Genomic DNA, 12,814 nt, shown 5'->3' with positions numbered 1-12,814 from the left:
TCACAACAAATGTGACTGTCAAGTGAAAGAAAACCCTTGAAGCCGGGGCGGGATCAACCAAACTCTAATAGTATGAGGACATGGTTGGGATGGGGTTCCGGCCTGCAGCCTGCCCCTTCCGGCCCAATACAGAGGAGCACCCGCGTGCCTTCATTCTCGAGCACACTGGAACAAGCCATCCACGCGGCCCTTGCGGCGGCGAATGAACGGCGACATGAATTTGCAACGCTAGAACATCTGCTGCTGGCGCTGCTGGAAGAACCCGATGCGGTGCGCGTCATGAAAGCGTGCAGCGTCGATCTTGATGAGCTGCGCAGCACATTGGTCGAATTCATCGACGAAGACCTTTCTAATCTAGTCACCGATATCGATGGATCCGAAGCTGTGCCCACAGCTGCCTTCCAACGTGTCATTCAGCGCGCCGCGATCCATGTTCAAAGTTCCGGCCGCACCGAAGTGACCGGGGCCAATGTTCTGGTCGCGATCTTTGCGGAACGCGAAAGTAACGCAGCCTACTTCCTGCAGGAACAGGATATGACGCGCTATGACGCGGTGAACTTTATCGCACATGGTGTCGCAAAAGACCCAGCCTATGGTGAAAACCGGCCTGTGACAGGTGCAGATGAAGCCGAAGAAGAGGCGCAGACGACATCCGGTGATGCAGAGCAGAAAGAAAGCGCACTTGGTAAATATTGCGTAGACCTGAACGCCAAATCGCGGGCCGGGGATGTTGATCCCTTGATCGGACGCTCGGACGAGGTCGAACGCTGCATTCAGGTGCTGTGCCGCAGGCGCAAAAACAACCCATTGCTGGTGGGTGACCCCGGTGTTGGTAAAACCGCCATTGCTGAAGGTCTTGCTCATAAGATTGTGGCCGGTGAGGCCCCCGACGTGTTGTCGGAAACCACCATCTACTCGCTGGATATGGGCGCGCTCCTTGCAGGAACCCGTTATCGCGGCGATTTCGAAGAGCGTTTGAAAGCCGTCGTTACCGAGTTGGAAGAGCATCCCGATGCGGTTCTCTTCATTGACGAAATTCACACGGTGATCGGTGCGGGGGCGACGTCAGGAGGTGCAATGGATGCATCGAACCTGCTGAAGCCTGCGTTGCAGGGCGGCAAGCTGCGCACCATGGGTTCGACCACGTATAAAGAATTCCGTCAGCATTTCGAGAAAGACCGCGCGCTGAGCCGCCGGTTCCAGAAAATCGACGTGAACGAACCCTCGGTCGAGGACAGCGTGAAAATCCTGCGCGGTCTCAAGCCGTATTTCGAAGAGCATCACTCGATCAAATACACCGCGGACGCCATCAAAACGGCGGTCGAATTGTCGGCGCGCTATATCAACGACCGCAAACTGCCCGACAAGGCCATCGACGTAATCGATGAGGCTGGGGCAGCGCAGCATCTGTTGGCCGAAAGCAAACGCCGCAAAACTATCGGCGTGAAAGAGATCGAAGCCGTGGTCGCCAAGATCGCGCGCATTCCGCCCAAAAACGTCACCAAGGACGATGCCGAGGTACTGAAAGATCTCGAAACCTCGCTGAAAAGGGTGGTGTTTGGTCAGGATGTAGCCATCGAAGCCTTATCCAGCGCAATCAAACTGGCCCGTGCCGGTCTGCGTGAGCCTGAAAAACCCATTGGAAATTATCTGTTCGCCGGTCCCACCGGTGTGGGTAAAACCGAGGTGGCAAAACAGCTGGCGGATACGCTGGGCGTTGAACTGCTGCGCTTTGACATGTCGGAATACATGGAGAAGCACGCGGTCAGCCGACTGATTGGTGCCCCCCCAGGCTATGTCGGGTTTGATCAGGGCGGTCTGTTGACCGATGGCGTCGACCAGCATCCGCATTGTGTGCTGCTGCTTGATGAGATCGAAAAGGCGCATCCGGATGTGTTCAACATCCTGTTGCAAGTGATGGACCATGGTGAGTTGACCGACCATAACGGGCGCACTGTGAACTTCCGCAACGTGGTGCTGATCATGACCTCGAATGCAGGGGCCCAGGAACAGGCTAAGGCCGCGATCGGCTTTGCCCGCGACCGCCGCGAAGGCGAGGACACTGCCGCGATCGAGCGAATGTTCACGCCGGAATTCCGCAACCGTCTGGACGCCGTGATCTCATTTGCGCCGCTGCCGAAAGAGGTCATTCTGCAGGTGGTTGAAAAGTTTGTCCTGCAGCTTGAGGCTCAGTTGCTGGATCGCGGCGTGACCATCGATCTGACACCCCGAGCCGCCGAATGGCTGGCCGACAAAGGGTATGATGACAAAATGGGTGCGCGCCCGCTGGGCCGCGTCATTCAGGAACACATTAAGAAGCCCCTCGCCGAAGAGCTTCTGTTCGGCAAACTGGCCAAAGGCGGCGTGGTCCGTGTCTCGATGAAGAAGGGCGAGCTGAATCTGGAAATCCTGGGCCCCGATCAGCCCCGCATTCCGGGCGACAAGCCCCCGCTTTTGACTGCGGACTAACCTACAGCCTCTATGACGAAAAACGCCCGCCTTCTCGGTGGGCGTTTTTCTTGTTTGGCAGGTAATCCACAGCGGTTCGAACCAGCCTTACCGCTCTGTCAGCTTCAACTCGATCCGACGGTTTTGGGCGCGCGCCTCGGGTGTGTCGGCGGGATTAACGGGCTGGAATTCTCCGAACCCGTTTGCCGCCAAACGATCAGGTGGAATGCCCAGCGCATCAACCATGTAGCGCACCACAGAAAGGGCACGACCCTGGCTGAGCTCCCAGTTGTCGCGATATCGTCCGCTTCCTGCAAGTGGCACATTGTCGGTGTGACCATCGACACGGATGACCCAGTTCAACCCTTCGGGTATTTCTGCGGCAACGCCTCGCAGGATATTGGCAACTTTGGCAACCTCCTGACGACCTTCCGCAGACAGGTTTGCGGACCCGGTGGCAAACAACACCTCAGACGAGAACACGAAACGGTCACCTTCGATGCGCACGCCATCCTGATCACCCAGCACATCGCGCAGCCGCCCGAAGAATTCCGAGCGATAGCGCTGCAAATCCTCGGCCTGTGCGGCTAGTTCCTGATTTTGGCCCGCCAGTTTCTCGGCCTCGGCTTCCAGCCGAATACGTTCAGCCTCTTCCAGCAGTCGGCGACGGCGTTCTTCCGAGGCTGCGCGCGCTAGAGCGGCATTCAGATCCTGGCCCAGCGTCTGTATCTGGATCTCGGCGGCGGTATTACGTTCTTCGTAATCGTCTAACAAAGCCTGCAGCGATCCCAACTGGCTGCGCAGGGCTGCCATCTGCTGATTAAGCAGCGCGGTCTGACGTTGCGCTTCGGTCGAGATTTCCTGTTCCGATACAAGCGCCTCTCGGGCGAGCGCCAGCAGCGCCGCGCGCTCCTCGGCCAGCGACCTTTGTTCAGCTTCATTTGCTTGTGCTTGGGTTTGGGCATCCAGCGCCGCCTGCAGTTGTTCCCTCAGTTCTTCGGCATTGATCTCACCGAACTGACGCTCAAGCTCTGCCTTGGCAGCCTGTGCCGCAGCTAGCAAAGTCAGGGTATCCTCTGCTTCCTTTCGCTGCGCTTCCAGCGCCAAGGTCATCGCTGTCAGTTCGGCATCTGCATTCTGCAATCGATCACGCAACGCCTCAGCAGCGGCGGCTTCGGCCAGACGCGCGGCTTCTTCCTCGGTCAGTTGCTGTTCTAGCTCGGATATCTGAGCTGCCTGTGCATCTTCGCTGGTTTCAAGTTCGGCGACGAGAGCTTCAAGTGCTTCGCGTCGAGCCGCGGCAAGGCGGGCGGCTTCAGCCTGTGCGTCGATTTCTTGTCTGCTTTGAGCAAGTGCCAAATTCAAGGCATCTTGTTCATTTAGCAACTCATCGCGTTGCGTTTCTAGCGCGGCGATATCCCCCTGCGCACGCGCCTGATCAGCCAGCAAAGCCGCGACCTGTGCTTCAAAGTCGGTTATGCGGGTTTGTGCCTGCGCCAGATCATCTTCGACCTGATTAAGCGTTGCATTCAAGTTCCCAAGACGCGCTTGAAGACGGCTGTTTTCCCGCTCTTCCAGCCCCAGCGCCCCGGCCAGCGCGGCGATTTCGTCGGACAGCGCAGTCAGTTCATCCTCTTGACCTGAAATGGTTTCGCGCAGCACAAATTGCACGACCATGAAGATGGTCAGCACAAAGGTCAGCACCATCAACAATCCCGTCATCGCATCCACGAAGCCGGGCCAGACCGAGCCCGAAAACCGTTGACCTGTGCGGCGGGACAGCGCCATGGGTTACTCTCCTTCCGGGGGGGTACGTACGGCGCCCCGTGGCAAAGTCAACGCTTTGACCAGCAGCTCAAAATCCTTGCGCAGTTCGTTCATGCTGTCCTGACGACCAGCGGAGATTTCTTCGAGTATACGCAGCAACTGAACATCCATTGACCGCAGGCGCATGCGGCTTTCCGCATCAATCCCCTCGCCCGCGCCATGTTCGCGCATGTGATCCAACAAAGCGTCCTGCCCCAGCGCCACACGTTCAAGCGCAGCCGTAACACCTTCGGTCTGGGCCTGACGCTGGTTCATTTCCCCGATGACATCGACCAAATGTCCCAGTTTGGTCGAGACGTTCGTACGATCAACTTCTTGCGCCGAGAACATGTCCTGCAGTGCATCCATTTGTTCAGACATGGCGTCCAGTACTGGGGTCAGCACGGCCAGTTCCGCGCCGCCCTCATCGCCCGCAGCAAAGCCAACGCGGGTGATTGAGGACAACCATTCTTCCAATTCGCGATAGAACCGGTTCTGGCCATGGCCCGCGAATAGTTCCAGCAAACCGACGATCAAGGATCCGGCCAGACCCAGCAATGACGACCCAAAAGCAACGCCCATGCCCTGCAGCTGCGCTTCCAATCCTGTCATCAGACGGTTGAAGACGGCCAGACCTTCTTCACCTTCCTGCGGGTTCAGGCTGCGGATCGTATCAACGATGGCGGGGACAGTGGTGGCCAAACCAAAAAATGTCCCCAGTAGGCCAAGGTAGATCAGCACGTTGGTGATGTAGCGGGTGATCTCGCGCTCTTCTTCGACCCGTTCGGCGACGGAATCGAGGATCGATCGGGTAGAGCTAGAGCTGATCTGAGACCGCGCCCCGCGTTCCCTCAACAACGACGCCAGTGGGGCAAGCAGTTGCGGCGGGCGCACATCGTCACGTTCGACCCCTCCGGCAAAGGCTTCGATCCAACGAACCGATCCGATCAGTTGTGTGACTTGCAGAAAACAGGCAGCGACACCGATGACAAAGACCAGCAAAATGAACCCGTTAAGATACAGATTGGCCTGAATAACCGGCAGCACATATGGCAACGCCATGAACACGCCAAGTCCTGACAGCCCTATTGCGATCAGCATCATCAAAATCTGACGGATCGGTTGTGAGAAATGTGGTCTCACGCCCTGTTGTGCCTGCGCCATGCGCGTGGCTCCTGGTATTGTCTGCTCTGGGCTGAACCTATCGAAGTTCGCCCCGTGACGCCAAGAGTTTATGCGCTGATTGTCCGCACCCGTTGCGACAACCACTCAAGATCAGGGTCGTGCAGTCCGATCTCGGTCAAGTGCGAGGCAGTATTGTAGAGATATTCGGTATTTGGCCCACGTCCGCCAACCGCGTGGGCGATGATCTGAGCCTGCTCTTCCAATGGAAGACCACCGCAATACTGAACGTGGTGAGCATCGATGACGTAAGTCACTGCATTTACGATCTGCCCGCAGTCCAGATGCACGTCCAGCATCCGCTCCAGATAGGCTGACGAGATCAGCTCACGCTCACGCAATTCAGCCAAAGTGCGCTCTTCGTGACCTGCCTCGACAGCAAGCGCCAATCCAGTGCAATGCGCGTCTGGCTGTTCGTCCAGCGCCAATACCAAACCGGGGTCTTCTTCCGTGCCGCGATGGTGGATAGAGCGCATGCAAAACGACCGCGCATATCCGTGCAATTTAGCGCGTTCGCTGCGTGCCACCGGAAAGCCCGGGTTCCACAGCAGCGATCCATATCCGAATACCCACATCGTCATTGCACTGGTCCTTGCCCGTTTGGCCCTATAAACATCAAATCCGAGGCAGGAAAAAGGGCCATTCATCATGCGCCGTCTGGTACGCGTTTTCGTATTTATCGCCCTCGCGTGGAGCGCCTACTGGTTTGTCGCCGGTTATGGTCTGCGAAACGCCCTGACCGGTTGGTTTGACCGACAGCAAGAACTGGGCTGGCAGGCCGAATTCTCGGACGTGTCGACGGCCGGATATCCGTTTCAGCACATCACACGCCTGAATAATCCCGCTTTGGCCGATCCGGTCAACGGAACGGCGTGGAGTGCGGACTGGGTCGAGTTCCAAAGCCCAGCAATCTGGCCCGGCCGCCAGATGCTGCGCTTTGCCAGTACGCCGCAGCGCCTTTCCTATTTCGACCAGACCACGACCGTTCAGGCCGAAGCGCTACAAGCCGAATTGCAGCTCCAACCCGGTGTCGCGCTGGTGCTCGAGAAAATGGCGCTGACCTCAAAGCGCTGGCTGCTGACAACCGAAGGTGATCCGCAAGCCGGAGGCCAGTCGCTGAGCCTTGTGATGGAGCAATCTGGAGCGCCCGAAAGCTATGGGATTACTGCGAAGATCGACGGATTTACCCCCGGCGATGATCTGAGACGCCTGATGCGTTCAGCATCGACCCTGCCGCAATCGTTCGAAACGCTGGAAATGGATATGTTTGTCACTTTCGACAAACCCTGGGACCGCACCGCACTTGAGCAGCGTCGCCCCCAACCCGTTGCGATTGATCTGCGTTTGGCAGAAATGAAATGGGGTGAGCTGCGTCTGTTCGCCACCGGCGAACTGGAAGTTGACGAACAGGGCATTCCAACGGGTGAAATCGCGATGAAGGCCGAGAATTGGCGCGACATGATTGCGATGGCAAACGCCGCAGGTGCGCTGCCCGATCAGGCGGTTGATCCGGTAACCCGCGCATTGGGGTTCATGGCCGGATTGGGCGGCAATCCAAATGCGCTGGATTTACAGCTGAATTTCCGAGATGGGTTCGTCGCCTTAGGTCCGTTGCCCCTTGGTCCTGCCCCGAGACTGGTGCTGCGTTAACGGCAATAGGTGCCGCTGCGGTAGCGCGCGGTGTCTAGGTGGAAATGATCCCGATGGTAGCGATCAGAGTTTGGTCCGAGAACCGTGCCAAATGGCCCACACGCGCCGCGCCAAACCTTGGTCAGTTGCTTCTTGGACGGATTTTTGCGCCAGCCATTTAGAACCGTCACCACCTCACCATCGGCCATCTTGAAGCCCGAAATGTCGATGGCGCGCCCTTTACCATGCTCAGAGATCCGCGCCCCTTTACGGTTGTTACGTGTTCTACAGGCGTAATGCGCGGCGACCTGTAGCTCGACCACCGGACCTCGGCGTTTGAACGTGGGCTTTACAGTTTTGTCGACCCAATTATTCAGCGCCTGTGCAGTGCCGCAATCCATCGTCGCTGGGCGGCTCAGCCCGACCCCCGATACTGAGGTGATTTGCACTGCATCCTTAATCCCGCAGGCTTTGATCTTGCCCTTCACACGTCCAACCGGCTTACCCTGAATATCGATATCGCCACAGACTGAACCCTTACGCAGCTTGCGTTTCTTAAGAAAGACGCGTTGTTCCAATTCTTCTGGGCGCACAAACGGGCGGATCGAATACTCGGGCCCGAGCAATGGTAATTCAGCGGGACGGGCTGCAGCGGCCGTTACCTGCGGCGAAGCGGGCCGTAGCACCGGCCGGATGTTGGGGGTGACGATTGCCACCATCGCTTGGGTGGTTTCCGGGCGCGTCAACGGCACAATAGAAGTTTCAGGCGCCGCCGCATTTGCAGTCGTTGCCGCCAAAGCAACGCAGAAAATCAAATGGCTGCAACCGATCTTTCTCATGTCGATTTTTTTCCCCGCCCGAAATCTGGCGCATCCGTATCCTGGCCCGCATCAATGATGCCGCGGCGGATCGCCCGTGTGCGCGTAAAGTAGTCGAACAATTGCTCTCCGTCACCTGTTCGGATGGCCCGCTGTAGCGCAAAGAGCTCTTCCGTGAACCGGCCCAGAATCTCCAGCGTTGCGTCTTTGTTGGTCAGAAACACATCACGCCACATCGTCGGGTCCGAAGCCGCGATGCGGGTGAAATCGCGGAAACCAGCTGCCGAATACTTGATGACTTCGGTGTCTGTAACCCGCCGGAGATCATCCGCAACTCCCACCATCGTATAGGCAATCAGGTGAGGTGCGTGCGAGGTGACCGCCAGCACCAAATCATGATGCGCGGCGTCCATCTCATCGACATTCGATCCCAGACCCTCCCACAAAGCCCGCAGGCGAGCGATTGCATCCGGGTCGGAATCTTCGACCGGCACCAACAGGCACCAACGGTTGTCGAACAGTTCGGCGAATCCCGATTCAGGCCCGGAATGCTCGGTCCCGGCCAGAGGGTGTGCCGGAATGAAATGAACGCTATCGGGTATGTGGGGTGAGACGGCGTCAATCACGTGACGCTTTACCGACCCCACGTCTGAAACGGTGGCACCGGATTTCAGAACCGGCGCAATCTGCTGCGCCACAGGTCCCATTGCGCCAACGGGGACACACAAAACCACTAGATCAGCACCTTCGACCGCCTCTTCCGCGGTCTCGCAAACCCGGTCACAAAGGCCGATCTGGCGCGCCGTCTCGCGGGTTGCCTCGGATCGCGCATAGCCCGTCACTTCCCCCGCAAGCCCAGCCCGTTTGATCGCCCAGAACATGGACGATGCAATCAGGCCCAACCCGATCAGCGCAACACGGTCGTAAATCTGGCTCATGCAGCGCCCCCTTTGAACGCAGTAATCGCTGCAACCACGCGGCCGCAGGCGAATTCGTCACCTACGGTGATCCGCAGCGCGTTTGGCAGGTTGTAGCCCGCGACCCGCCTCACGATCAAACCCTGCGTTTTCAAATAGTCATCGCAGGCTTCCGCCTCGGCCCTGTCAGCAAAACGGGCGAGGATGAAATTCGTGCATGACACATCGGATGAAACGCCGACCTTCGCCAGTTCATCAGACAACCAAATCCGGAGGCGTGCATTTTCAGACAGGCAGAACCGCAGATATTCCTCATCCCGCACGGCGGCCTCGGCCGCCGCAAGAGCCGTCAGCGATAGGTTGAACGGCTGACGAACGCGGTTCAGCACATCAATAATCTCTTTCGCCGCATAGCCCCAGCCAACGCGCATCCCACCTAGACCGTACACTTTCGAAAACGTCCGGGTCATGATGACATTGCTAAACCGGTCCACCAGCCCTGCGCCTCCATCGAAACCATCGACAAATTCGGCATACGCACCATCCAGCACCATCAGGCAATTGGCTGGCAATGCATCCGCCAACCTCTGCAATTCGGCGTCAGAGGCCATGGTTGAAGTAGGATTTCCCGGATTGGTCACAAAGACAATCCGTGTCTGCCCAGTGACCGCGGCAAGGATGCTATCTACGTCTACACGGCGATCCCTCTCGGGCACCATGACCGGGGTCGCGCCCGCCATTCGCGCGATGATCGGATACATGGAGAATCCATGCTCGGTATAAATCACCTCATCACCCGGACCAGCATAGGCCTGCGCTACGAACTGCAACACTTCATCACTGCCGACACCGCAGATGACCCGATTGGCATCCAGTCCGTGCCGTTCAGAAATTGCGGCGCGCAGGCTGGCATGATCGGTGCTGGGATAACGATGCAGCGAAACGGCACTTTCGCGCACCGCTTCGATCGCCTTGGGACTTGGCCCAAACGGGTTTTCGTTGGAACTCAGCTTGATGACATCCGCAACACCGTCAACATGCGACTGTCCGCCCTGATACAGCGCGATGTCCATTATGCCGGGTTGAGGTGTGATCTGGTTCATGAGGGGCTCCACTAGCTTGGCCCCTCATACCTTTCTCAACGGGTTGAGAAAAGCGGCAATTATCTTACGCCGCTTTGAAGCGCGCCGTCGCCGGATCGGCATTGTAGAATGGGACGAACTCCTCGGTCCGGCGCGACAGCTCGTTAACGCTGTCGATAATGAACTGAACGGTCTCTTCGCTCATGAGGTAAGAGAAATTCAACCGCACCCAACCCGGTTTCTTCATTTCCTCACCCTCCGACAGGGCCGCATGCAATTCTTCCGACGTTGCCCGATCAATGCCCAGCAAACGATGCGCATAGGGTCCGGCACAGGCACAGCCGCCACGTGCCTGGATGCCGTAGATATCGCTGAGCATCCGGGTAAACAGCTGCTGATGCACCGGCTGCCCATTCCGATCACACACGAGGAACGAGAATATCGGCAGGCGGTGTGCATTCTCGGCACCTAGCAATGTCAGATGTGGGTTGTCGGACCACCCATCCAACGCCATGCGGTTACACTGCGCCTCACGCTGTGCGATTTCATCCGTTCCGACCGCATCCTTGACAATGAAGGCCAGGGCCGCACGAATGTCTCCGATCACATTTGGTGTACCCGCCTCTTCCCGCGTCGCGAGATCGGCGCTGTAGTCGTGCCGCCAAGGCGAGACAAAGCTGACAGTCCCACCTCCGGGCCAACTCGGACACGTCCGCTTCACAACGCATTGGTTAACGACCAGAACACCCGACGCCCCCGGCCCACCCGGAAACTTATGCGGAGAGACAACGATCGCGTCCTTCCGCGCATCTTCCGGCCCCATGTCCATTGGCAAATAAGGTCCACCACCCGCATAGTCCCATACCGCAAGCGCACCATGCTCTTTCAGCATCCGCGTCACTGGATCAGAGTCGGTGATGATGCCGGTGACGTTTGACGCCGCTGAGAATGACCCAATCACAAGATCGGAATCTGCGTGCTCTACCAGTGCCGCCTTTAGCGCCTGCATATCGGGACCGCCGTCAACGGCTTCTGGAATCTCGATTACCCGCGCCTTGCTTTCACGCCACGGCAGAATGTTCGAATGATGCTCATACGGACCAATCAAAACGACCGGCTGATTAGCCTCTTGCACTCCCAGCAGACTAACCAGCCGGTTAAGACCCGCTGTAGCGCCAGACCCGGTAAAGATCACCGCGTCCTCTTCCTTGGCGCCAACTATGCAGGCGATCTCGGCCCGCGCCTCGCGGCGCAAACGGGTTATATAGGAACCGCAATAGGAGGCTTCGGTGTGGCTGTTGGCATAGAACGGCAACACATGCTCAGCCACGAAATTTTCGACCTGTCGCAACGCGCGACCCGAGGCAACGTAGTCCGCATACACAAGCGGCACGTCCCCATGCAGACCCGGGATGAGTACCCCCTCACCGATCAGCCCATCACGCAGAGTATTTCCGTGAGCAGCAGATTGAATTTCTGCGCGAAAGTTGGACAAGGTCATAACACAGGCTCCATATTGCTAACTCCAATATGATTGATCCATCCTGTGGAAACCTCACAATTTTATGCTTTATATGTCCGAGTTTTGTGTCATATGAGTTTATATGGAGAAAAAATTAGATCAAATTGACACGCGTCTTCTGAAGGAACTGCAAAAAGACGCAACACTTTCCCAGCGAGAATTGGCAGATAGGGTCGGCCTGTCCCAAAATGCCTGCTGGCGAAGAATAAAGGCCTTGAACGACACAGGTGTCCTGCAAGGTTCTACGGCGCGCATCGCGCGTGAAAAGCTTGGGCTGAATCTGGTGGTTTTCGTCATGCTGCGCACGCGCCACCACTCTGCCCAATGGTTGCAGGCCTTTCGCAGTCATGTCCTGACCATTCCTGAAGTGGTCGATTTCCATCGCATTGGCGGCGACTATGACTATCAACTCAAGGTCGTTACAGAAGATATGGCCTCTTACGACAAAGTCTATCAACGCCTCATCGATAAGATCGAACTGGACAGCGTCACCTCCTATTTCGCAATGGAGGCCATTGCCGAAAGTCGCCCGCTTCCTATCTGATCCGCCTCTTCATCTGGCCAAATATATCTCGGGGGAGTCGCGCAGCGACTGGGGCAGAGCCCCATAAAAAAAAAGACCGCGCTGAAAGCGCGGCCCTTAAACTCAACAGGTCGGCGAAGATTAGTTCTTCGCGTAGAATTCGACGACCAGGTTCGGTTCCATCATAACCGGGTAAGGCACATCGCTCAGGCCCGGTGCACGCACGAAGGTCGCGGTCATTTTCGAGTGGTCGGCGTCGATGTAGTCAGGCACATCACGCTCGGCCAAGCCGACAGCTTCCAGGACAACGGCCAACTGCTTGGACTTATCACGCACTTCGATAACGTCGCCTTCTTTGACGCGGTAGGACGGGATGTTGACCCGCTTGCCGTTCACTTTAACGTGGCCGTGGTTCACGAACTGACGTGCGGCGAACACGGTCGGAACAAACTTGGCGCGGTAAACAACAGCGTCCAGACGGCGCTCCAGCAGACCGATCAGGTTTTCACCGGTGTCGCCTTTGACACGTTCGGCTTCTGCATAGATGCGGCGGAACTGCTTCTCGGTCAGGTCGCCGTAGTAGCCTTTCAGCTTCTGCTTGGCACGCAGCTGCAGACCGAAGTCAGACAGTTTGCCCTTGCGGCGCTGGCCATGCTGGCCGGGGCCGTATTCACGACGATTAACCGGGGATTTCGGACGACCCCAGATGTTTTCGCCCATCCGGCGGTCGATTTTGTACTTGGCAGACGTGCGTTTGGTCACGGCTGATCTCCTTCTTTAGATCGAGGCCCCGATGGGCCACTATGAAGGGCGTTGTCCTCTTGAGGTTTCCCCCATGACAGGCATCCCCTCGCGGGGGCCACCAACACCAATGAAGCCGCGCTTAT

11 protein-coding genes are annotated in these 12,814 nt (G+C 57.5%); 3 read left to right on the top strand and 8 right to left on the bottom strand.

The genetic code is table 11. The features are described from left to right. The first annotated feature begins 144 nt into the window (after positions 1 to 144). Positions 145 to 2,469 carry an ATP-dependent Clp protease ATP-binding subunit ClpA gene (gene clpA, locus ACR0MP_RS15560; protein ID WP_480887180.1) on the top strand — a complete coding sequence of 775 codons (2,325 nt, stop codon included), beginning with the start codon at positions 145 to 147 and terminating at the stop codon, positions 2,467 to 2,469. 87 nt (positions 2,470 to 2,556) lie between these two features. On the opposite strand, the gene ACR0MP_RS15555 is transcribed toward clpA, so the two are convergent. The 3 genes from ACR0MP_RS15555 to ACR0MP_RS15545 form a co-directional block, all read right to left on the bottom strand. Next, positions 2,557 to 4,236 (bottom strand): peptidoglycan -binding protein, encoded by a 1,680-nt coding sequence (locus ACR0MP_RS15555; RefSeq protein WP_480887179.1) that lies wholly within the window; start codon positions 4,234 to 4,236, stop codon positions 2,557 to 2,559. A 3-nt stretch (positions 4,237 to 4,239) separates the two neighbouring features. Beyond that, complete coding sequence (locus ACR0MP_RS15550; RefSeq protein ID WP_170392455.1) at positions 4,240 to 5,418, bottom strand: biopolymer transporter ExbB; 1,179 nt, start codon at positions 5,416 to 5,418, stop codon at positions 4,240 to 4,242. A gap of 68 nt (positions 5,419 to 5,486) precedes the next feature. Beyond that, positions 5,487 to 6,017 carry a gamma-glutamylcyclotransferase gene (locus tag ACR0MP_RS15545; protein WP_170392457.1) on the bottom strand — a complete coding sequence of 177 codons (531 nt, stop codon included), beginning with the start codon at positions 6,015 to 6,017 and terminating at the stop codon, positions 5,487 to 5,489. A gap of 67 nt (positions 6,018 to 6,084) precedes the next feature. Here ACR0MP_RS15545 and ACR0MP_RS15540 point away from each other — a divergent pair, with 67 nt between their 5' ends. Further along, positions 6,085 to 7,086, top strand: a complete 1,002-nt coding sequence (locus tag ACR0MP_RS15540) for a DUF2125 domain-containing protein (protein ID WP_170401896.1) — start codon at positions 6,085 to 6,087, stop codon at positions 7,084 to 7,086. Here the strand turns inward: ACR0MP_RS15540 and ACR0MP_RS15535 are convergent. The 4 genes from ACR0MP_RS15535 to ACR0MP_RS15520 form a co-directional block, all read right to left on the bottom strand. Further along, positions 7,083 to 7,904, bottom strand: a complete 822-nt coding sequence (locus tag ACR0MP_RS15535; protein ID WP_170401898.1) for an extensin family protein — start codon at positions 7,902 to 7,904, stop codon at positions 7,083 to 7,085. The two genes, ACR0MP_RS15540 and ACR0MP_RS15535, sit on opposite strands and share 4 nt — an antisense overlap. Continuing rightward, positions 7,901 to 8,821 carry a prephenate/arogenate dehydrogenase family protein gene (locus ACR0MP_RS15530; protein ID WP_170401899.1) on the bottom strand — a complete coding sequence of 307 codons (921 nt, stop codon included), beginning with the start codon at positions 8,819 to 8,821 and terminating at the stop codon, positions 7,901 to 7,903. The genes ACR0MP_RS15535 and ACR0MP_RS15530 overlap by 4 nt, the downstream gene beginning before the upstream one ends. Next, positions 8,818 to 9,903 (bottom strand): histidinol-phosphate transaminase, encoded by a 1,086-nt coding sequence (gene hisC, locus ACR0MP_RS15525; protein WP_480887177.1) that lies wholly within the window; start codon positions 9,901 to 9,903, stop codon positions 8,818 to 8,820. Before hisC ends, ACR0MP_RS15530 begins: the two co-directional genes overlap by 4 nt. Before the next feature lie 64 nt (positions 9,904 to 9,967). Then, positions 9,968 to 11,383: an aminotransferase class V-fold PLP-dependent enzyme gene (locus ACR0MP_RS15520; RefSeq protein ID WP_170401901.1), complete on the bottom strand. Its 1,416-nt coding sequence runs from the start codon at positions 11,381 to 11,383 to the stop codon at positions 9,968 to 9,970. 103 nt (positions 11,384 to 11,486) lie between these two features. Between ACR0MP_RS15520 and ACR0MP_RS15515 the strand changes: the two genes are divergently transcribed. Then, positions 11,487 to 11,948 carry an Lrp/AsnC family transcriptional regulator gene (locus tag ACR0MP_RS15515; RefSeq protein ID WP_170401903.1) on the top strand — a complete coding sequence of 154 codons (462 nt, stop codon included), beginning with the start codon at positions 11,487 to 11,489 and terminating at the stop codon, positions 11,946 to 11,948. Between the two features lie 120 nt (positions 11,949 to 12,068). On the opposite strand, the gene rpsD is transcribed toward ACR0MP_RS15515, so the two are convergent. Continuing rightward, positions 12,069 to 12,689: a 30S ribosomal protein S4 gene (rpsD, locus tag ACR0MP_RS15510; RefSeq protein ID WP_170392466.1), complete on the bottom strand. Its 621-nt coding sequence runs from the start codon at positions 12,687 to 12,689 to the stop codon at positions 12,069 to 12,071. Positions 12,690 to 12,814 lie beyond the last annotated feature (125 nt).

This window comes from Ruegeria sp. K3 (genome assembly GCF_056531845.1).
The sequence above is the reverse complement of the archived record's forward strand: the minus strand, read 5'-3'. Positions and strand labels throughout refer to the sequence as shown.

What these genes read in the sequence shown, in the direction of transcription:
- ACR0MP_RS15555 (WP_480887179.1), bottom strand. Translation starts at nt 4,236, where the DNA reads ATGGCGCTGTCCCGCCGCACAGGTCAACGGTTTTCGGGCTCGGTCTGG.
- ACR0MP_RS15550 (WP_170392455.1), bottom strand. Translation starts at nt 5,418, where the DNA reads ATGGCGCAGGCACAACAGGGCGTGAGACCACATTTCTCACAACCGATC.
- ACR0MP_RS15545 (WP_170392457.1), bottom strand. Translation starts at nt 6,017, where the DNA reads ATGACGATGTGGGTATTCGGATATGGATCGCTGCTGTGGAACCCGGGC.
- ACR0MP_RS15540 (WP_170401896.1), top strand. Translation starts at nt 6,085, where the DNA reads ATGCGCCGTCTGGTACGCGTTTTCGTATTTATCGCCCTCGCGTGGAGC.
- ACR0MP_RS15535 (WP_170401898.1), bottom strand. Translation starts at nt 7,904, where the DNA reads ATGAGAAAGATCGGTTGCAGCCATTTGATTTTCTGCGTTGCTTTGGCG.
- ACR0MP_RS15530 (WP_170401899.1), bottom strand. Translation starts at nt 8,821, where the DNA reads ATGAGCCAGATTTACGACCGTGTTGCGCTGATCGGGTTGGGCCTGATT.
- hisC (WP_480887177.1), bottom strand. Translation starts at nt 9,903, where the DNA reads ATGAACCAGATCACACCTCAACCCGGCATAATGGACATCGCGCTGTAT.
- ACR0MP_RS15520 (WP_170401901.1), bottom strand. Translation starts at nt 11,383, where the DNA reads ATGACCTTGTCCAACTTTCGCGCAGAAATTCAATCTGCTGCTCACGGA.
- ACR0MP_RS15515 (WP_170401903.1), top strand. Translation starts at nt 11,487, where the DNA reads ATGGAGAAAAAATTAGATCAAATTGACACGCGTCTTCTGAAGGAACTG.